Genomic DNA, 19,934 nt, shown 5'->3' with positions numbered 1-19,934 from the left:
GGCTCAAGCGCCGTTAGCGGCGCTCAGGATCGCCCGCACGCTCGCCGTCGCGACGTCGGTGTCCAGCCCGCACCCGAACAGGCTCTTCCCGTCCGCGGTGCGGCACTCCACGTATGCGGCGGCCTGCACATTGCTGCCCTGGCCGATCGCGTGCTCGCTATAGTCGACGATGTCCATGATCGGGCCTCCTGACTCCGCAAGCGCGGCGATGACGCTGCTCATCAGGCCGTTGCCGCGACCGCTGACGCTGCGGGTGGCGCCGTCGATGGTGAGCTTGCCGGCGAAGATGCGGTCGGTGCCCGAATGGCTTTCGGACCAGTCGACGAGCTGGAAGCGCTTGCCCTCGGTGGCGAGGTAGGTGCGTTCGAAGGCGCCCCAGATGTCCTCGGCGCCGAGTTCGCGGCTGGTTTCGTCGGCGAGCGCCTGGACGACATGGCTGAAGCTCGCCTGCATTTTCTTGGGGAGTTTCAGCCCCTTATCCTGTTCGAGCACCCAGGCGACGCCGCCCTTGCCCGACTGGCTGTTGACGCGGATCACCGCTTCATAGCTGCGGCCGAGGTCGGCGGGGTCGATGGGGAGGTAGGGGACTTCCCATGTCTCGTCATTCTGGCGTTCGCGCGCGGCGAAGCCCTTCTTGATCGCGTCCTGATGGCTGCCCGAAAACGCCGTGTAGACGAGTTCGCCGCCATAGGGGTGGCGCGGGTGGACGGGGAGCTGGTTGCAATATTCGACCGTCTGGATGACCTCGTCGATGTTCGAGAAGTCGAGTTCGGGGTCGACGCCCTGCGTGTACATGTTGAGCGCGATGGTGACGAGGCAGGTGTTGCCGGTGCGCTCGCCATTGCCGAACAGGCAGCCCTCGACGCGGTCGGCGCCGGCGAGCAGGCCGAGTTCGGCCGCCGCGACCCCGGTGCCGCGGTCGTTGTGGGTGTGCAGGCTGATGATCGCCGCCTCGCGGTTCGGCAGATTCTTCGCAAAATATTCGATCTGGTCGGCGTAGATGTTCGGGGTCGCCGCCTCGACCGTCGCGGGGAGGTTGAGGATGATCGGGTTTTCGGCCGTCGGCTGGAGGACGTCCATCACTGCGGCGCAAACCTCGATCGAGAAATCGATTTCGGCGGTCGAGAAGGTTTCGGGGCTATATTCGAAGCGCCAGTCGGTGCCGGGCAGGCGCGAGGCATTGTCGCGCAGCTGCTTCGCGCCGTCGATCGCGATCTGTTTGATCTCGGGCATTTCCATGCCGAAGACGATGCGCCGCCACGCCGGGCTGACCGCGTTGTAGACGTGGACGATCGCGGTTTTCGCACCCGCGAGGCTGTCGAAGCTGGTGCGGATCAGGTCGGCGCGCGACTGGGTCAGCACCTGCGGGGTGACGTCGTCGGGGATGCGGCCGGACTTTACTAATCCCGAGATGAAGTCGAATTCGGTCGCGCCGGCGCTGGGGAAGCCGACCTCGATCTCTTTCAGGCCGATGCGGCAGAGCAGGTCGAAGAAGCGCGCCTTTTTCTCGGCATCCATCGGGTCGATGAGCGCCTGGTTGCCGTCGCGCATGTCGGTCGAGAGCCAGATCGGCGCCTTGGTGGTGACGCGGGATGGCCATTCGCGGTTCGCGAGCGGCACCTGCGGAAAGGATCGGTACTTGACCGATGGGTCGCGGAGCATGGTCATGGTTTTTAAATTTCTTCTGCGGGTGGTTGCGTCTGTGTCGATCGGACCCTTGAGCGGGTGGCCGCGACTAGCGCGCAGCCAGTGTCACGCCCAAGGGCGTGTAAGTCGCAGAAGAAGAAGGGCGTTGCCGCGCATGAGGAGGCTATTGGTTTAAAATGTCGCGCTTGGCAAGGGGGGGATGCGAAAATTGCGCCGCTATTACTCTTTCGTCATTCCCGCGAAAGCGGGAACCCAGCCCGCAACGGTGGTTCGCTGGGTTCCCGCTTTCGCGGGAATGACGAAGGCTAGTTTTTCACCCAGCCCACCTTCGGATCGTTGAAATCGACGACGTCGGCGAGTTCGAGGACATTGGGATAGCCATAGCCCACGAGGTTGATGAAAGTCTGGATATTGAGCGCGAGCGGCGCGGCCTTCATGCGGACCGGGGCCGCGTCGTTGCGGAAATTATTGTTGCAATAGATGAGGATCGGGCGGTTCGGGTCGGCGCCGATCACCGCGGCAAGGCTCTCCGCGGTAAAATCGGTGAGCGGCAGGTTGACCGCGCCGTCGATATGGCCGCGCGCGAAGGCATCCTTTGAGCGGGCGTCGAGGAGCAGGACGTCGGGTTTCGCCGCCTCGGCCTTGAAACGATCGAAGGCGACGAGGCGTGTCGCGCGCTCTGGCGCGACCGAAGCGGTGAGCGCCTGGAAGCCGGGGTAGTCGATCTGGGGGTTCGGGTTCGCCGCGTTCTGGGCCATCACGGGGGCGGCGGTGAGGGCGAGAGCGAGAAGCAGGGTGCGCATGATGATCCTCCCTTGAATGGAGGGAGGCTAGGCGACACTGGCTGGCTGGGCGATGAACCGAAAAAATGACGCCGGACCGCGAGGCATGACGCGGTCCGGCGTAGGCAGGGGAAAGTTCATATCGTCATTCCCGCGCCGCCTTCGGCCCCGCGGGGATGACGAAGTTGGAACTCAGGCGGCTTCGCTCTCGTCGTCTTCCTCGTCCCACGGTTCGAAAACCTCATCCTCGATCATATTGTCGACCGCGTGGATGCGGACGCCGATCAGCCAGTCTTCGAGCGGGCCTTCCCACGCGGCTTCGACCGGCGTCAGCGCGTCGGCGGCCGAACCCGTCGGACGGTCGCCGACGAGATCGAAATCCTGGATGCCGTCCTCGGGCGGGGTGATATAGACATGCGGCTCGAGCCGGACCTCGCTCCAGCCCGCGGTGGGTGTCAGGCCCTCGGCCTCGACCGTCAGCACCGGATTTTCCTCGTCGCCGCCGATAAAGGCGTTCACTTCGACAATTTCGCGTACCAGTTCGCTCATCACACGGCTCCTGCGAAAAAGGGCGGGACCCGCGAAAGGTCCCGCCCCCGTTTTACCCGGTGCGTGTGACAGATTGGCGTGGGGCCTATTGTTTTTCGAACGCGGCGTGGATTTCGAGTTCGACCGCGTCGCTGACATAGGGAATGCCCATCGAGATGCCGAAGTCGCTGCGCTTGATCGTCGTCTCGGCGTTGAAGCCGACGGTTTCCTTCTTCGTCATGCCCATGCCCGCGCCGTGGAAATCGACGTCGAGGGTCACCGGCTTGGTCACCCCATTGAGCGTCAAATTGCCCGTGACCTTTGCTTCGTCGCCATCCGAATCGACGACGACCGAGGTCGAGACGAATTTGGCGTCGGCGGGCGCGGCGCCGAAGAAGTCGGGCTTTCCGCCGTCCTTGCCCGCGCGCAGCAGGTGGCTGGTGAGGCCCGCGCTGGCGGTGGTGACCTTGGCGACGGGGATCGTCACATCGACCTTCGACGCCGCCGGATTCTTCGGATCGAGGACGAGCGTGCCGGTGACGTCGCCGAAGATGCCGGAATATTTGCTGAAGCCCAGATGATCGACTTCCCAGACGACCATCGTGTGGCCGGCGTCGGCGGCGTAAGTGCCAGCGGTGACGCGCGTTTTGTCGGGCGCGCCGGGTGCGCTGGAGGGGCTTTGGGCGATAACGACGGGAACCGCGACGACGGCGAGCGCGAGGGCGATGAAGGGAGCAATGCGGCGCATGAGGAGGTCTCCTGTTGGGGGAGGCTCAGGCTAGGCGAACGAGGCCGTCGCCGTCAATCATGCGCCATGGAAACCCTGCGTTTCGTTTCCCGCGTCGTCAGGGGGCGCGGCGCGCCTCGAACCATTGGCGCAGCGCGGCGGCGGTGCAGCCGGTGAAACCGTAGCTGCCCACCGGCGAACAGCTGTTCGGGCGGGTGGCGCGCGCGATATTGTCATAACCTTCGACCGCCGAGGCCCAGCTGCCGCCGCCGACGGCCTCGTCCTCCTTCAGTTCTTCGCGCAGTTCCTTGGGGACGCGGTAGCGTTCGGATTCGGGCTGCTGCGCGCAGACGATGATCTCGTCGTCCTGCGGTTCGGGGCAGGGCTCGTCGCCATAGGTGTAGAGAACCGAGGTGCGTTGCGGCGGCTGGCCCGATTGCGCGAGATCCTCGTCCTGCGCGAGCGCGGGCGCGGAAAGCGCGACGAGCAGCGGGAACAGGATGAGCGTGGGCCGTATCAAAATCGCATTCCTCCGCGCCAGCCCCTGTGATCCGTCTATGCCGCGAAGATGAACCTCAGCCGAATGACTGGTCGAGCGAGGCTGAAATCGCGCGCCAGACCGCGGCGAGTTCGTCGGCGGTGATACAATAAGGCGGCATCACATAGATGGTGTTGCCGAGCGGGCGCAGCAAGACCCCATGGTCGCGATAGAAAGCGATAAGGCGCGGGGCGAGGTTCGAGAGATAGCCGCCGTCGGGGACGACGACGTCGAGCGCGGCGATGGTGCCGAGGCGGCGGGGATTGGCGACGCGCGGGTCGGTCGCGAGAATCGAGAGGTGCGCTGCCTGCGCATCGGCGAGCATGTCGATGCGTTGTTGCACCGGCTCATCGCGCCAGATTTCGAGGTTGGCGTTGGCGGCGGCGCAGGCGATCGGGTTCGCGGTGTAGCTCGACGAATGATAGAAGGTTTTGGCCCGGTCGGCCGAGAAATGCGCGGCGAAGATCGGTTCGATGCACAGCGTCACCGCGAGCGGCAGCGCGCCGCCGGTGAGGCCTTTCGACAGGCAGAGGATGTCGGGGATGACGCCCGCCTGGTCGCACGCGAAGCGCGTGCCGGTGCGGCCCCAGCCGGTCATCACCTCGTCGGCGATGAAGAGCACGCCATGGCGGGCGCAGATGCTGCGCATTTCGGCGAGCACCCACGCGGGGTAGATCAGCATGCCGCCGGCGCCGAGGATGAGCGGTTCGACGATGAAGGCGGCGGGTACGCTGCCCGTTTTTTGGGCAGCGCAGGCGGCTTCGAGCGCGTCGAGGGTCGCCTGTTCGAGGCCTTCGTGGGGGAAGGGGATGGTGTCGACGTCGAACAGCAGGGGTTCGTAGGGTTTGTTGAACACACCGCGTTCGCCGACCGACATCGCGCCGATCGTGTCACCGTGATAGCTGTGTTCGAGGACGAGGATGCGGCTGCGCGGCGCGCCGATGTTGGCCCAGTAGCCGAGCGCCATTTTCAATGCGACCTCGACGCTGGTCGAGCCCGAGTCCGAGAAGAAGACGCGGGTGAGCGGGGCGGGGGTGATGCGGATCAGTTCGGCGGCGAGGCTTTCAGCGGGTTCGTGTGTCCAGCCGGCGAAGATGAGCTGGTCGAGCTTTTCGGACTGGTCGCGGATCGCGGCCATGATGCGCGGGTGCGCGTGGCCGTGGGTGGTGACCCACCAGCTGGAGATGGCGTCGATCCAGTGGTTGCCGTCGGGGGCGTAGAGGCGCGCGCCTTCGCCGCGGGCGATCAGCGGGATCGGTTCGCCGAGGCCGTGCTGGGTGAAGGGGTGCCAGACGGGGGAATTTGCGCTGCTGCTCATCGCGCGCTTCATACACTTTCGTCATTCCCGCGAAAGCGGGAACCCAGTGCTCCCCGGCGAAAGCCGGGGTCCAGCAAGACGTTGCTATGGGCCCCGGCTTCCGCCGGGGAGCACAATGTGGCTAGCAGAAATCCGATAGATCGAAGTTCGCGCTGAACGCTGCGGCAAGGTTTTTGCTCGTCAGCGGATCGATGATCGGCAGGCGGCCCAACCGGCGGACACCGCTGATCTGCGGGATGATCGCCTCGCTGTCGGGGACGGGATCGCCGAGGAAGGCGAGGCCGTGGATCGGGACGCCGCGCGCGCGCAAGGCTTCGATCGTGAGCAGGCTGTGGTTGATCGTGCCGAGTGCGGTGCGCGCGCAGACGATCACCGGGATCTGCCAGCGGTTGAACAGGTCGGCGAAGAGGAAATCGGCGGTGAGCGGGACGAGCGCGCCGCCCGCGCCCTCGATGATGACGTCGCCGGCGGGGGGCTTCAGCTGGCCCGGATCGATGCGCACGCCGTCGATGTCGGCGGCGAGGTGCGGCGAGGCGGGCGTAGCGAGGCGATAGGCTTCGGGGACCACCGTCACGCCCGCAAGGCGCGCGACGGTTTCGCTGTCGGTTTCATCTTCCAGCCCCGCCTGCACCGGTTTCCAATAGGGGACGCCACGCGCGCCCGCGAGCGCGGCGGAAAAGACCGTCTTGCCGATGCCGGTGTCGGTGCCGGTGACGACAAAGCGGGTCACGCCGCGGTCATCGCGGCGGCGAGCGCGTCGGCCATCGCATCGATGTCGGCTTCGTCGGTGTTGAGCGTGATCGCGATGCGGAGGCGCGCGGTGCCCTGCGGCACGGTGGGCGGACGGATTCCGCGGATGTCGAAGCCTGCTTCGCGCAGGTTCGCGGCGATGCGCATCGTACGGTCGTTCTCGCCGATAACGACGGGCAGGATCTGGGTGCCGCTGGCGGCGATGCCGAGCGAGACGAGGCGTTCGGCGGCGTGGCGGACGAGGCCGTGGAGGCGCGCCTGACGCTCGGGCTCGTTCGCGGCGATCTCGATCGCCTGGCGCACGAGCCACGCCATCAGCGGCGAGGGCGCGGTCGAAAAGATGAAGGGGCGGCCGCGGTTGACGATGAAGTCGCGGGCGACCGCGGGGGCACAGAGCAGCGCGCCTTCGGCGCCCAAGGCCTTGCCGCAGGTGTGGAGGGTGATGAGATTGTCGCGGTCGGCAAGATCGTGCGCGAGTCCCGCGCCGCCGGGGCCGAAGACGCCGGTGGCGTGCGCCTCGTCGACCACGAGCACCGCGTCGTGGCGATCGGCGATGGCGGCAAGATCGGCGAGCGGGGCGCGGTCGCCATCCATGCTGTAGACGCTCTCGACCGCGATCCACGGGGTCCCGGCACCGCCGCCGGCGCGCCAGCGGGTGATGATGTCGTCGAACGCCTGTGCATCGTTATGCGCGGCGGCGATGCTGCCCGCGCGGCCGAGCTTCATGCCGTCGTGCGCGCTCGCGTGGATATATTCGTCGTGGACGATTAGGTCGCCGCGCTGTGGCAGCGTCGCGAACAGTGCGGCGTTGGCGGCAAATCCGGTCGCGAAGAAGAGCGCGGCTTCGCTGCCATAATGGCGCGCGGCGTGGGCTTCGAGCGCTTCATGTTCTTCGTGGTTGCCGCGGAGCAAACGCGAGCCGCCCGAGCCCGCGGGGAGGCCGCGTTCGATGCCCGCGGTGAGCGCGGCGCGCAGCGCGTCGGATGTGGCGAGGCCAAGATAGTCGTTCGAGGCGAAATCGCGGCCGGCGCGTGGCGCGAGGGCGCGCAGGCGGTCTTCGCCCGCCAGCGCGGCAAGATCCTTGCGGTGGGCGGTGAAGAAGGGGGAGGGGTTTTTGCGGTCGCTCAATGCTGTTTGTCCTGAGGAGCCCCTGAGCCCGTCGAAGGGGCGTCTCGAAGGACCGTGCGCCCAGGGTGCTTCGAGACGGGGCTTCGACAGGCTCAGCCCCTCCTCAGCACGAACGGGTGAAGAGGGGCGCGGCAGGGGCTAATTCTTCGCCTTGTCGACCAGCTGGTTCTTGGCGATCCACGGCATCATTGCGCGCAGTTCGCCGCCGACCTGTTCGATCGGGTGCGCCGCGGCGGCCTTGCGGCTGGCCTTCAGTTCGGGCTGGCCGGCCTGGTTGTCGAGGACGAAATCCTTGACGAAGCGGCCCGACTGGATGTCGGCGAGGACGCGCTTCATTTCCTTCTTCGTTTCCTCGGTGATGATGCGCGGGCCGGTCTTGATGTCGCCATATTCGGCGGTGTTCGAGATCGAATAGCGCATGTTCGCGATGCCGCCTTCATAGAGGAGGTCGACGATCAGCTTGGTTTCGTGAAGGCACTCGAAATAGGCCATTTCGGGGGCGTAGCCCGCTTCGACCAGCGTTTCGAACCCGGCCTGGATCAGGTGGGTGATGCCGCCGCAGAGCACCGCCTGTTCGCCGAAGAGGTCGGTTTCGCACTCTTCCTTGAAGGTGGTTTCGATGACGCCGCTGCGCCCGCCGCCGACGGCCGAGGCGTAGGAGAGGGCGAGTGCTTTCGCGTAGCCGTTGCCGCTGTTGCCGGTCGCTTCCTGCGCGACCGCGATCAGGCAGGGGACGCCGCCGCCCTTTTGATATTCGCTGCGCACCGTGTGGCCGGGGCCCTTGGGCGCGACCATGAAGACGTCGATGTCGGGTCGCGCGTCGATCAGGCCGAAGTGGATGTTGAGGCCGTGCGCAAAGGCGAGCGCGGCGCCGGGCTTCATGTTCGGGCCGAGGTCGTCGGCGTAGATTTTTGCCTGATGCTCATCGGGCGCGGCGACCATGATGACGTCGGCCCACGCTGCGGCTTCCTTGTTCGACAGGACCTTGAAGCCCGCGGCTTCGGCCTTTTTCGCGGTCGCCGAGCCGGGGCGGAGCGCGATCGCGACTTCGGTGACGCCGCTGTCGCGCAGGTTCTGCGCGTGCGCGTGACCCTGGCTGCCATAGCCGACGACGGCGACCTTCTTGCCCTTGATCAGATCCTGGTCGGCGTCGCGATCGTAATAGACTTGCATGTCATTCTTCCCTGCTAGTTTTTCGTCATGCCGGGCTTGATCCGGCATCCATGGACCCCGGATCAAGTCCGGGGTGACGAGAGTTGAACGTTGTTCCCTAGTTCCTAAACCGCCTCCGGCCCGCGGGCGATGGCGACGACGCCGGTGCGGCCGACTTCGACCAATCCGCATTCGCGCATGAGCGCGATGAAGCGGTCGACCTTTTCGCTGGCGCCGGTGATTTCGAAGATGAAGCTGGTGATCGTCGTGTCGACCACCTTGGCGCGGAAGACGTCGGCGAGGCGCAGCGCCTCGATCCGCTTGTCGCCGGTGCCCGCGACCTTGACCAGCGCGATCTCGCGTTCGACATGCGCGCCCTGGTCGGTCAAATCGGTGACCTTGTGGACGGGGACGAGCCGGTCGAGCTGCGCGATGATCTGGTCGATCACCGCGGGCGGCCCCGAGGTGACGATGGTGATGCGCGACAGCGCGTGGTCGGCGCTGATGTCCGCCACGGTCAGGCTTTCGATATTATAGCCGCGCGCCGAGAAGAGGCCGGTAATCTTGGCGAGGATGCCCGCCTCGTTATCGACGGTGACGGCGAGCACATGGCGCTCGCCCGCTTCGGTTTTGATTTTCATAGGTTTAGACCAGTGCCTTGGCTTCGTCGTCCATCGTGCCGGTGACGTCGCTCGGCTGGAGGAGCATTTCGGTGTGCGCGGCGCCCGACGGGATCATCGGGAAGCAGTTGGCGAGTTGCGCGACGCGGCAGTCGACGATCACCGGACCCGGGGTCTCGATCATCTTCTTGATACCGTCCTCGAGCTCGCCGAGCGTGTCGATGCGCAGGCCCGTCCAGCCATAGGCGTCGGCGAGCTTCACGAAATCGGGGAGGCTGTCCGAATAGCTGTTCGAATAGCGGCTCTCGTAGGTCAGTTCCTGCCACTGGCGAACCATCCCCATCCATTCATTGTTGAGGATGAAGATCTTCACCGGCAGGCGGTATTGCGCGACCGTGCCCATTTCCTGGATGTTCATCTGCAGGCTGGCTTCGCCCGCGATGCAGATGACGAGGCGGTCGGGCTTGGCGATCTGCGCGCCGACCGCGGCGGGGAAGCCGTAGCCCATCGTGCCGAGCCCGCCGCTGGTGAGCCAGCGGTTGGGGGCCGAGAAGCCGAAATGCTGCGCCGCCCACATCTGGTGCTGGCCGACTTCGGTCGTGATGATCGGGTCCATCCCGCGCGTCGCGTCGAACAGCGCCTTGACCGCGCGCTGCGGCATGATTTCGGCGCCGGCTTCCTTCTTCTCGGGGAAGTCGAGGCAGCGCGTTGCGCGCCAGCCGTCGACGCGGCGCCACCATTCGCCAAGGTCACGTGGCGCATGGCCCGCGTCCTGCCAGCCCGCGATGATCGCGTCGAGCGCGCGCCCGGCATCGCCGACGACGGCAAGGTCGACGGGAACGATCTTGTTGATCGAGCTGCGGTCGATGTCGATGTGGATCTTCTTCGCATCGGGCGCGAAGGCGTCGAGGCGGCCGGTGACGCGGTCGTCGAAGCGCGCGCCGACCGCGATGATCAGGTCGGCGCGGTTCATTGCCATGTTCGCTTCGTAAGTGCCGTGCATGCCGAGCATGCCGAGCCACTTCGGATCGTCGGCCGGGAAGGCGCCGAGGCCCATCAAGGTCGAGGTGATCGGCGCGCCGGTGAGTGCGACGAGCTGGCGCAGCGCGGCGCTGGCATCGGGGCCGGCGTTGATCACGCCGCCGCCGGTGTAGAAGACCGGGCGCTCGGCCGCGGCGATCATCGCGACGGCCGCGGCGATCGCGTCGGCATCGGGTTCGACCTGCGGACGATAGCTTTTGTGCGCGATCTTTTTGGGGATCACATAATTGCCGGTCGCGACCTGCACATTCTTCGGGATGTCGATCACGACCGGGCCGGGGCGGCCGTGGGTCGCGATATAGAAAGCCTCGTGCATGATCGGGCCGAGGCGTTCGGGGTCCATCACCAGATAATTATGCTTGGTGCAGTGGCGGGTGATGCCGACGGTGTCGCATTCCTGGAAGGCGTCGGTGCCGATCAGCGCGGTCGACACCTGGCCGGTCAGGACGACCATCGGGATCGAATCCATCAGCGCGTCGGTGATGCCGGTGACGGCGTTGGTCGCGCCGGGGCCCGAGGTGACGAGCACGACGCCGGGCTTGCCGGTCGCGCGTGCGTAACCCTCGGCCGCGTGGGTGGCCGCCTGTTCGTGGCGGACGAGGATGTGCTGGATCGTCGGGTGCTTGTAGAGCGCGTCATAGATGGGAAGGACCGCGCCGCCCGGATAGCCGAACACCGTATCGACCCCGAGGTCGACCAGCGCCTGAACCACCATGTCGGCACCACTCATTTCCGTCACGACGAAACCCCTTTCTTAAACCTGTGCACGCACGCCAGCGGACGCGCTTGTGCGCTGCAACAGGGTTGCGGGCAATAGGTGCATGATTCTATCCTGTCAACAGTCTATCACGTAATATTGTTGCTAATTCCTTGACAGATTCGATGTTTAGTGATTCGGAATGAGTCGGCCAACCGGAAGGTGGCTGATGCCGGAACCACGTAAATTGGCGCTTTGCATATTGGCGGGTCGCCGCTTGGGCGAGGGTGAGCGCCTCGGCGCGGTCGATGCCGCCAGCGAGATATTGTGCGATCGGCTGGACGCCGATCGCGCGCATCGCGGGCATGTGCGGATCGATCTGGCGCGTGAGCAACGCTTCCACCTCTTCGACCGCGCCATTTTCGAACATCTGAACGAGGCGCCGGTCGCAGCGATCGCGCAGCCAGTCGCGCGGGGGCAGAAGGATCAGCGGGGTGACGGCGACGTCGTCGATGATCCCGCCTTCACGCGTCTGTTGCCACCGCGATAGCGGGCGACCGGTTGCGAGGATGACTTCGAGCGCGCGAGCGACGCGCGTCGTGTCCGATGGGTGGAGGCGGTGCGCGGCGTCGGGGTCGAGCTTCACCAGCGCCTGGTGCGCCGCATCCACCGCCATTGCGCGAACCGAACTGCGCACCTCCGGATCGATTTCGGGCACCGGGGCGATGCCGTAAAGCAGTGTGCGCAGATAGAGGCCGGTGCCGCCGACGAGGATCGGGACGTCGCCGGCGTCATGCGCGGCGGCGATCACCGCGCGGGCTTCGTCGGCCCAGCGCGCGGCGTTGTGCGCCTCGGCACCGTCGATATGGCCGAAGAGATGGTGCGGGATGCCTTCCATCTCGTCTTCGGATGGGCGCGCCGAGAGGATGGCGAGGTCGGCATAGACCTGGCTCGCGTCGGCGTTGACGACAATCCCGTTTCCGAGCGTTTTTGCGAGCATTACCGCCAATGCACTCTTGCCGCTGGCGGTGGGGCCAGCAATAAGTGCGAGAGGCGGGCTGGCCTGTGACGGTTGGCGCCGGAAGGATGAAGAAGGAGTAGCCATGTTCGTAGCGACGCTGATAGCAGCCGGGAAGCTGACGGGCGAGGTGGTGCGCGAAGCCATCGACCGGCTCGATGCGACGGGGCACGATGTCGGCGCGCCGCACTGGCTGGACGAGGGCGATGCCGCCGATATTGTCTTCCACGGCAGCCTGGTCAGCGCGCGCAAGGAACTGGCGCTGATGGATCATGGCGCACTTGACACGATCGTCCAGCCGCTTGGCGACCGGACCAAGAAGCTGATCATTGCGGACATGGATTCGACGATGATCACCGTCGAGTGCATCGACGAACTCGCCGACTATGCCGGGCTGAAGCCCGAAATCGCGGCGATCACCGAGCGCGCGATGCGCGGCGAACTCGATTTTCGCGCGGCGCTGATCGAGCGGGTCGGATTGCTCGCGGGAATGCCCGAATCGACGCTGGTCGATTGCCGGATGGAGCGGGTGAAGCTGACGCGCGGGGCACGGACGCTGGTGCAGACGATGAAGGCGCATGGCGCGCATTCGGTGCTGGTGTCGGGCGGGTTCATGCCCTTTGCCGGACCGGTCGGCGAGGCGATCGGGTTCGACAAGGTGCTGGCGAACGAGCTGGAGATCCGGGGTGGCAAGCTGACCGGCAAGGTGCTCGAACCGATCGTCGACAGCGACGCGAAACTGGAGACGCTGAAGGCCGAAGCGGCGAAGCACGGCTTGCCGCTCGCCGACACGCTGGCGGTCGGCGACGGCGCGAACGACATCCCGATGATCACGAGCGCGGGGCTGGGGATCGGCTATTATCCGCACCCCGCGGCGGCCGAGGCGGCGGCGGCGGTGATCCGGCATCACGACCTGACCGCGCTGCTCTGGGCACAGGGCTATCCGCGGCGGAGCTGGGTGCTGGGGTGATGATCGTTGCCGCGATCGTTCTGGCCTTGGCGGCTTGGATTGCGTCTCTGGCGGTCTGGAAAAGCTTGTGCTCGGGCGATGCTCAGCCCGCCAGCTTTTTCCTTCGCAGCTCAGGGCGGGTCCCGATAAGCCGCAGTGGAAGGCCTTGGCTATTCTGGTTTCATGTGGCGCCTTGGCTGTTCCTGGCGCCCCTATGCGCCATCCTTTGCGTGGGCGCTTTTTATGCCAACTTCGCCTATCCGGCCTGCGATGAAGTCGATCGACAGCCCTGCGTCGTGCGATAGCGTTTGTAGTGGCGCGTAATGAGTGAGGATCGTATGACGAAACATCGTATCTATTCGATCAGCGTCGCGAGCGTTTATCCGCACTATATCGCCAAGGCGGAGAAGAAGGGGCGCACCAAGGCCGAGGTCGACGAGATTATTCGCTGGCTGACGGGATATAGTCAGCAGCAGCTCGAGGCTGAGCTGGCGAAGCGCACAACTTTCGAGGATTTCTTTGCTGCGGCGCCCGCGCTCAACCCGTCGCGGACGCTGATCACGGGCATGATCTGCGGCATCCGGGTCGAGAATATCGAAGAGCCGCTGATGCGCGAACTGCGATATCTCGACAAGCTGATCGACGAACTCGCCAAGGGGAAGGCGATGGAGAAGATCCTGCGAAGCTAGATCATCGTGCGTTTAATATGAACCGTGCGCCCTGAGCTTGTCGAAGCGTTGAACGAGTCACGTGCCTCGTTCAACCCTGAGCGACTGACAAGTCAGTCGAAGGGGGCTGTTCTTTCTTTGAACGTTGCAGAATGAAGAGCGGTGCTTCGACAAGCTCAGCACGAACGGATTTGGAGATGGCGCAGATTTGACGCGCGCCGCTCCAAGAGCGCGTGGCCGTGCAGTTCCTGTCCATGTTAACAGCATTAGCACTGGCAGCAAAAACCGGGATTGAGGGCCGGGATGGCGCGGCGCGGGCCATGTTTTGCCGATTTTATGGGGTTTTCGACGCCACGATCTCTTCCATCAGCCAGTTTCGAAAGCGCCGCATCGTCTCGGTTTCGGGCCGCGACATCAGGCGGGTGAGCCAATAGCGGCCGGCGTCGATCGGGATCGCGAAGGGCTGGACAAGCAGTTCCGATGCCAGTTCGCGGATGAACATCGCGGGCGGCGCGAGCGCGACGCCAAAGCCCGCGGCGGCGGCCGAGGTCATCAGCGCCGAGCTGTCGAAAATGGGGCCGCGGAGGACCGGGACGGGCACGCCCGCGGCGCCGAACCACAGCGCCCATTCGTCGGCGCGGTACGAGCGCAGCAGGCGTTCATGGACAAGGTCGGCGGGCGATTTGAGCCGCGCGGCGATGGCGGGGGCGCAGAGCGGCGCCATCGGGGCGGCGAGCAACGGTTCGGCGTGGGTACCGTGCCACGCGCCGTCGCCGAAGCGGATCGCATAGTCGAGCGCTTCGCCGGCGAGATCGACGCGGTTGTTGTTGGTCGAGATACGCAGGTCGATCGACGGATGGGCGCGTGCGAAGGCGTCGAGGCGCGGGAGCAGCCAGCCGGTCGCGAAGGTGCCGACGACGCCGACCTTCAGCGCCTCGCGGAAACGGCCGCCCGCATATTGGTCGAGCGTCGCGGCGACGCGGTCGAACGCTTCGGCGACGACGGGGACGAGCGCATGACCCTCGTCGGTGAGAGCGAGCCCGCGCGGCAGGCGGTTAAACAGACGGGTGCCGAGGCGTCGTTCGAGCTGTGCGACTTGGTGGCTGACCGCACCCTGGCTGACGTGAAGCTCGATCGCCGCGCGGGTGAAATTGAGGTGGCGCGCGGCCGCCTCGAAAGCGCGCAGGGCGTTCAGGGGAAGCTGGGCGCGGTCCATGGCTCGACATGAGGTATTTTCATGGCTCTGTCGAGAAATGATGCTTTGTGAAGCGCGCGCCGGATTGGCATCCCGGGGTCGAAGGGAGACGAAAATGATTGAAGCAATCAGCCTGTTTGCATGGTTTGCCGCTGCGAGCGGGGCGCCGATTCCGGCGGTCGATCCGCTGACCCAGCCCATCGCGACATCGCGCTCGGCCGAATGGCTGGCGCCCGCGGTGCCCGAGAAAATCTTCGGGAAGACCTATCTCGTCGGCTTTGGCGGACTAAGCGTCGCGCTGATCGACACGGGCGAGGGGCTGGTGCTGGTCGACGGCGCATTGCCGCAGGCGGCGCCGGCGATCCTCGACAATGTCCGCAAGCTGGGGTTCGATCCCAAAGACATCAAATTTATTCTGAGCACCGAGCCGCATTTCGACCATGCGGGCGGGCTTGCCGCGCTGGCGCGCGACACCGGCGCGACGGTGGTCGCGAGCGCGCGCGGCGCCGAAGGGCTGCGGTCGGGCAAGCATGCCGCCGACGACCCCCAGCTCGCCTATGGCGGCAGCTGGCCCGCCGTGACGCGCCTGCGCGTGATGAAGGACGGCGAGGTGCTGAAGCTGGGCAAGGCGGCGATCACCGCGCATGCGACGCCGGGGCATACGATGGGCAGCATGAGCTGGAGCTGGCAGGCGTGCGCAGGTGAAGGCGAGGGGAAGGCGTGCAAGGCGATCGTCTTCGCATCGAGCCTCAATCCGGTGTCGGCCGACGGGTACCGCTACACCGCGCCGTCGAGCGCCGCGATCGTCAAGGGTTTCGAGGCGAGTTACAAGCGGATGGACGCGCTGAAATGCAATGTGCTGATCTCGGCGCACCCCGACAATGCCGGTGCGGGCCGCTATAACGACAAGCCCGGGGCGTGCCGCGCCTATGCCGACCGCTCGCGCAAATTGCTCGCCAAGCGGCTCGCCGACGAGCGGGTGGGGGCGAAGTAGCGTTCAATCCTGTTGCTTTTCAATCTTGTAAGCCCCTGCAATGTCGCTAGTCTCGGCGCGACATTGCGGGGGCTCGATCATGTTGGACGCGGCGTTGCTTTTCTCCTTCCTGCCGGTCGTGACCGTGCCGCCGGCGCCGCCAGTCGTTCCGAGCCGGCGCGCGTCGCAGCAGATGCTGTCGTGGAACCCCGGCGAGATGCGCTGCGACGGGGTTGCGGTTGACGGCACCGCGGTGCGGCGCCCGGCGGTCGAAATGGCGGTGCTGGACCCACAGCGGAGCAAGGCGATGTCGTATCGCTTCGCAATCGATGCGACGGGCCGGACGCGTTCGATCGTGCGCGAAAATGGCGAGCCCACGCCCTTTGGGCAGGATGTCGGCCCGGCGCTGGCGGCGAGCCGTTTTCCGGCGGGCGCGAAGCGCGAGAATTGCCAGATAAGCTATGCGCCGAAATTCGATCCGCTGCGAAGCGCGCCGATCGCCGATCTCGTCGCCTATTCGATCCATCCCACCGGCCAGAAGCTGCCACAGGAAGGATGGGACCGTTTCGGCACCCCCGGCAATTGCCGCGACAAGCCGCGCCCGTCGACGCTGCTGCGCGCCTATCCCGATTTTTCGAAGGTAAGGTCGACGCCGGGCGCGCGGGACTGGTCGCTGGTCGCTTATGACACCGACGCCGAAGGGCGTCCGATCGATGCCCGGATCGCACACGGCACGGGCAATGCCGAACTGGACGCGGCCGCGGTCGAGGCGGTGCGCGCATCACGCTTCACTGGCGGCGCGCGGACCGGGTGCCTCTATCCCTATTGGCGCGCCGCGGGGAAGCTTGCGGCGCCGGGGCGGCCCGCCGAGGAGCAGATGCGGCCCGCAAACGCCGTCTGCCCGGCAAAGGTCGAATGGGCGACGCGGCCGACGACCTATTATCCGCCTGCCTATCGCAAGCGCGGCATCGAAGGGTGGGCGATCGTCTCCTTCGACATCGCGCCGTGGGGCGAGGTCAGCAATGTGAAGGTGCTGGACGCGCAGCCGTCGGCCGATTTCGGGCAGCAGGCGACGTTTATCGTGCGCAGCGGCCGCGTCGCTCCTTCGGCGCAGGGCGCGTCGGGATGCGTCGAAACGGTGAAATTCATGATGCCGGCCGGCGATCAGGCGGTCGAGGAGGATGAGCGCCCCGCGACCGATTGAGCGCGGCTGCCTCCTATTTGTCGACCACCAGACAAGCCTGGCCGCCCTTGCGGACACTTGCGCAGAAGCTTTCGGCTTCGCCCTTGTTCGCGAAGCCGCCGGCCTGGAGGCGGGTGAGCTTGCCGTTCTTGACCAGATAGGGCTGGCGCTTGGTGAAGGCGGGATTTTTCTTTTCGAGATCGAGCCACAGCTTGCGGGCGTTCGCCTCGACGCCGAAGGCGCCAAGCTGCGCGCGCCAGGGACTGGTCGCGCCGTTGTGAACGCGGACGGGGGCTGGTGCGGCGGTGACGGGCGCCGGTGCTGCTTTGACGGGCGTGGACTTGGGCGCGACGGGTGTCGGGCTGGCCGGAGGCGGTTCGACCGCGACGGGCTTCCTCGGTTCGCGCGCGCGCGCGAGGGTACCGCTTTCGGGCGGCGGCGCGTAAGTCGTGCCCGGTTGTGCAGTCGCTGAGGCAGCCGCAGCATTGGCGGTGGCTTCGGCCGCAGCGGCGGCGGCCGCGCTGGCGGCGGGCGAAGGCGGAACTGTCACGCTGCGGATGGGCTGCGGCACCGACGCGCGCGGTGCGGGCGGCGGCGGAGCGGGCGTCGCGAGGACCGGCGGCGGCGTATAGCGGGTGCCGGGCGCCGACGGGGGCAGGCTGGCGACCTTCACCGGCGAGGCGGCGGCCGGTTTGGGCGGGGGCGGCGCGGCGGCGCCCACCGCGGCGAGGCGCGCGCGCTGTTCGTCCTTTTCGATTTCGGGGATCATCGCAAGGCCGTGCTGGCGCTGGTCGAGCGGGATGAGATTGTCGAGCTGGGCAAGGCGCGCCGAGGCGATGCCAAGCCCGGCGTCGCTCGCGCGCTTGGTCAGCGCATAGGCGCGCGGCCAGTCCTGGGCTGCTAGGTCGCCGTTGAAGAGCGCGGTGCCGAGAACATATTGCGCGCGCGGTTCGCCGCGTTCGGCCGAGCGGGTGATGTAGGGCATCGCTTCGTCGCGGCGGTTCGCGGTGAAGAGGATGAGGCCGAGGTTATCCTCCGCCTGCAGATGCCCCTGTTTCGCGGCGCGGCGATACCAGCTTTCGGCCTGCGCAAGGTCGGCGGGGACGCCGCGGCCGAGTTTGTAGGCCTGGCCGAGGTTGAACTGCGCATCGGCGTCGCCGGCGAGCGCGAGCGGCCGCCACTGCGCGACCGCGCCTTGATAGTCGCCCTTTTGCCAGGCATCGACGCCATCCTTGACGTCTGCGTACGCCGGCGCGGCCAGCATCGATGCCGCGATCAGCGGCAGGGCCAGCGAAATGGCGGTGCGGAATGAACGCATCTTATTCTCCAATGACTTGCATCGCTGCAGTCCCCGGACGCTTCTTAGGGCGAAATGGCTAACACGGCGTTAGCGACACGCGCGAGACTCCAAATTTGATCCGTTATGGGACAAGTCCATCTTAGGCGCTTGTTTACCATGATGGCGAGGAAGGTGTTCACCTTCTTTTTATCATCGTTAACCCAATTTTAGCGCCCCGCATGGCATTCCACCGCCAATTCGTGGATTTATCAGGGGGACAGCTGTGCGCGTTTTGGCATTGGCTTCACAAAAGGGCGGGTCGGGTAAAACGACATTGTCGGGACACCTGGCGGTGCAGGCACAGCTTGCCGGTGCAGGGCCCGTCGTCCTGATCGACATCGATCCGCAAGGCTCGCTCGCCGACTGGTGGAACGAGCGCGAGACCGATCTTCCGGCCTTTGCGCAAACGACCGTTGCGCGGCTTGCCTCCGACCTCGAAATCCTGCGCCAGCAGGGCTTCAAACTCGCGGTCATCGACACGCCCCCGGCGATCACCATGGCGATCCAGAGCGTGATTTCGGTCGCCGAGCTGATCGTCGTCCCGACCCGGCCGAGCCCGCATGACCTGCGCGCCGTCGGCGCCACCGTCGACCTTTGCGAACGCGCGGGCAAGCCGCTGGTGTTCGTCGTCAACGGCGCGACCCCGAAAGCCAAGATTACCAGCGAGGCCGCGGTCGCGCTGTCGCAGCATGGCACCGTCGCCCCGATCACGCTGCATCATCGCACCGATTATGCCGCGTCGATGATCGACGGCCGCACGGTGATGGAGGTCGATCCGAACGGGCGATCGGCCGAAGAGATACGCCAGCTGTGGACCTATATGAGCGACCGGCTCGAAAAGAATTTCCGCCGTACCATCTTTGCCGCGCCGATTCCGACGCAGGGCAATTATGGCGCGGTCCGCCCGATGGGTGGTGGCTTCGGCCGCCGCATCGCTGGCCAGTGACGGGGAGCGCAGGAACCATGGGCGAACCCAAACCCCTCGCATCGCTGAGCGCCGGACTTCTGGCCCGCAAGGGTGGCGCGCGTCCCGCAATGCGTCGCCAGCCGCTGGGCAGCGGCCCCGCGCCGCTCAACCCCGGTGGTTATGACGACCTCGGCTGGAACGACATGGGCTATGACGTCGATCCCGACCAGTCGGGCGAACCGGCGCACATGGTCGACCTGAAGCCGCTGCTGACCGGATCGGTTCTGGCGCATAATGTCGAGGCCGAACATGCGGTCGACGACAGCATGGGCCACGAACTGACCCCCGAACCGACCGGCTTGACCGACGACTATGGCGCCGACGAATTCGAGGCCGAAGCCCCGGAAATTCCCGAGGTCGTCCGCCAGCAGGAATCGCTGATCGAACGCGTGGCCGCAGTGGCGCGCAAGGTCGAGGCGCGTCCCGAAGCACCCAAGGATATGGTGCGTCCCGCGCCGGCGCCGAAGAAGGAAAAGGCGCCGCGCGCGCTCCGGGCCCGCGAAAAGGCGGCCTTCACGCTGCGGCTCGACGCCGAACGCCATCTGCGCCTGCGGCTGGCGAGCGCGGTGACGAACCGGTCGTCGCAAGTGATCCTGACCGACCTGCTCGACGAATATCTGTCGTCGCTGCCCGAAATCGACGCGATGGCGAGCCGCCTGCCGGCGGCACGCCCGACGCGCCAGACGATGCAGCGCTAAGCGCAATCAAGGGGGA

20 protein-coding genes are annotated in these 19,934 nt (G+C 66.2%); 6 read left to right on the top strand and 14 right to left on the bottom strand.

Annotation, left to right across the window (positions count from 1 at the left end):
- Positions 1-3 precede the first annotated feature (3 nt).
- From leuA to miaA, 12 genes are all read right to left on the bottom strand, one after another.
- Positions 4-1,668 carry a 2-isopropylmalate synthase gene (leuA, locus tag V6M50_RS13105; protein WP_332819011.1) on the bottom strand — a complete coding sequence of 555 codons (1,665 nt, stop codon included), beginning with the start codon at positions 1,666-1,668 and terminating at the stop codon, positions 4-6.
- A 284-nt stretch (positions 1,669-1,952) separates the two neighbouring features.
- The gene (locus V6M50_RS13100) at positions 1,953-2,450 is read right to left on the bottom strand and encodes a rhodanese-like domain-containing protein (protein WP_332819010.1); all 498 of its coding nucleotides are present in this window, start codon (positions 2,448-2,450) and stop codon (positions 1,953-1,955) included.
- Positions 2,451-2,621: 171 nt separating this feature from the next.
- On the bottom strand, positions 2,622-2,978 hold the full coding sequence (locus tag V6M50_RS13095) for a hypothetical protein (protein WP_332819009.1): 357 nt from the start codon (positions 2,976-2,978) through the stop codon (positions 2,622-2,624).
- Between the two features lie 85 nt (positions 2,979-3,063).
- A complete protein-coding gene (locus V6M50_RS13090) occupies positions 3,064-3,705 on the bottom strand; it encodes a YceI family protein (RefSeq protein ID WP_332819008.1) in 642 nt (213 codons plus the stop codon).
- A gap of 97 nt (positions 3,706-3,802) precedes the next feature.
- Positions 3,803-4,204: a hypothetical protein gene (locus tag V6M50_RS13085; RefSeq protein WP_332819007.1), complete on the bottom strand. Its 402-nt coding sequence runs from the start codon at positions 4,202-4,204 to the stop codon at positions 3,803-3,805.
- A 55-nt stretch (positions 4,205-4,259) separates the two neighbouring features.
- A complete protein-coding gene (locus V6M50_RS13080) occupies positions 4,260-5,540 on the bottom strand; it encodes an adenosylmethionine--8-amino-7-oxononanoate transaminase (protein ID WP_332819006.1) in 1,281 nt (426 codons plus the stop codon).
- Positions 5,541-5,661: 121 nt separating this feature from the next.
- Positions 5,662-6,270 carry a dethiobiotin synthase gene (gene bioD, locus V6M50_RS13075; protein WP_332819005.1) on the bottom strand — a complete coding sequence of 203 codons (609 nt, stop codon included), beginning with the start codon at positions 6,268-6,270 and terminating at the stop codon, positions 5,662-5,664.
- Entirely contained in the window at positions 6,267-7,418 is a 1,152-nt protein-coding gene (locus tag V6M50_RS13070) for an 8-amino-7-oxononanoate synthase (protein WP_332819004.1), read from the bottom strand. The genes bioD and V6M50_RS13070 overlap by 4 nt, the downstream gene beginning before the upstream one ends.
- A gap of 138 nt (positions 7,419-7,556) precedes the next feature.
- Positions 7,557-8,591 carry a ketol-acid reductoisomerase gene (ilvC, locus tag V6M50_RS13065; RefSeq protein WP_332819003.1) on the bottom strand — a complete coding sequence of 345 codons (1,035 nt, stop codon included), beginning with the start codon at positions 8,589-8,591 and terminating at the stop codon, positions 7,557-7,559.
- Between the two features lie 104 nt (positions 8,592-8,695).
- Complete coding sequence (gene ilvN, locus V6M50_RS13060) at positions 8,696-9,211, bottom strand: acetolactate synthase small subunit (RefSeq protein WP_332819002.1); 516 nt, start codon at positions 9,209-9,211, stop codon at positions 8,696-8,698.
- A gap of 4 nt (positions 9,212-9,215) precedes the next feature.
- Positions 9,216-10,970: a biosynthetic-type acetolactate synthase large subunit gene (gene ilvB / locus V6M50_RS13055; protein ID WP_332819001.1), complete on the bottom strand. Its 1,755-nt coding sequence runs from the start codon at positions 10,968-10,970 to the stop codon at positions 9,216-9,218.
- Between the two features lie 88 nt (positions 10,971-11,058).
- On the bottom strand, positions 11,059-12,033 hold the full coding sequence (gene miaA, locus V6M50_RS13050; protein WP_332819000.1) for a tRNA (adenosine(37)-N6)-dimethylallyltransferase MiaA: 975 nt from the start codon (positions 12,031-12,033) through the stop codon (positions 11,059-11,061).
- On the opposite strand from miaA, the gene serB reads away from it, so the two are divergent.
- Both serB and V6M50_RS13040 read left to right on the top strand, forming a co-directional pair.
- On the top strand, positions 12,032-12,916 hold the full coding sequence (gene serB, locus V6M50_RS13045; RefSeq protein WP_332818999.1) for a phosphoserine phosphatase SerB: 885 nt from the start codon (positions 12,032-12,034) through the stop codon (positions 12,914-12,916). The two genes, miaA and serB, sit on opposite strands and share 2 nt — an antisense overlap.
- A gap of 317 nt (positions 12,917-13,233) precedes the next feature.
- Positions 13,234-13,584 (top strand): DUF2200 domain-containing protein, encoded by a 351-nt coding sequence (locus tag V6M50_RS13040; protein ID WP_332818998.1) that lies wholly within the window; start codon positions 13,234-13,236, stop codon positions 13,582-13,584.
- 313 nt (positions 13,585-13,897) lie between these two features.
- On the opposite strand, the gene V6M50_RS13035 is transcribed toward V6M50_RS13040, so the two are convergent.
- The gene (locus tag V6M50_RS13035) at positions 13,898-14,779 is read right to left on the bottom strand and encodes a LysR family transcriptional regulator (protein ID WP_332818997.1); all 882 of its coding nucleotides are present in this window, start codon (positions 14,777-14,779) and stop codon (positions 13,898-13,900) included.
- A gap of 94 nt (positions 14,780-14,873) precedes the next feature.
- Here V6M50_RS13035 and bla point away from each other — a divergent pair, with 94 nt between their 5' ends.
- Both bla and V6M50_RS13025 read left to right on the top strand, forming a co-directional pair.
- A complete protein-coding gene (gene bla / locus V6M50_RS13030; protein WP_332818996.1) occupies positions 14,874-15,752 on the top strand; it encodes a subclass B3 metallo-beta-lactamase in 879 nt (292 codons plus the stop codon).
- Positions 15,753-15,831: 79 nt separating this feature from the next.
- Positions 15,832-16,935, top strand: a complete 1,104-nt coding sequence (locus V6M50_RS13025; RefSeq protein ID WP_332818995.1) for a TonB family protein — start codon at positions 15,832-15,834, stop codon at positions 16,933-16,935.
- 13 nt (positions 16,936-16,948) lie between these two features.
- Here the strand turns inward: V6M50_RS13025 and V6M50_RS13020 are convergent, their stop codons facing one another.
- On the bottom strand, positions 16,949-18,232 hold the full coding sequence (locus V6M50_RS13020; RefSeq protein ID WP_332818994.1) for an SPOR domain-containing protein: 1,284 nt from the start codon (positions 18,230-18,232) through the stop codon (positions 16,949-16,951).
- A 244-nt stretch (positions 18,233-18,476) separates the two neighbouring features.
- Between V6M50_RS13020 and V6M50_RS13015 the strand changes: the two genes are divergently transcribed.
- Positions 18,477-19,199 (top strand): ParA family protein, encoded by a 723-nt coding sequence (locus V6M50_RS13015; RefSeq protein WP_088443538.1) that lies wholly within the window; start codon positions 18,477-18,479, stop codon positions 19,197-19,199.
- 17 nt (positions 19,200-19,216) lie between these two features.
- On the top strand, positions 19,217-19,918 hold the full coding sequence (locus tag V6M50_RS13010; RefSeq protein WP_332818993.1) for a hypothetical protein: 702 nt from the start codon (positions 19,217-19,219) through the stop codon (positions 19,916-19,918).
- Positions 19,919-19,934 lie beyond the last annotated feature (16 nt).

The sequence above is a fragment of the Sphingopyxis sp. genome (genome assembly GCF_036675685.1).
GTDB lineage: Bacteria > Pseudomonadota > Alphaproteobacteria > Sphingomonadales > Sphingomonadaceae > Sphingopyxis.
This window is presented reverse-complemented; position numbering and strand designations above follow the sequence as displayed.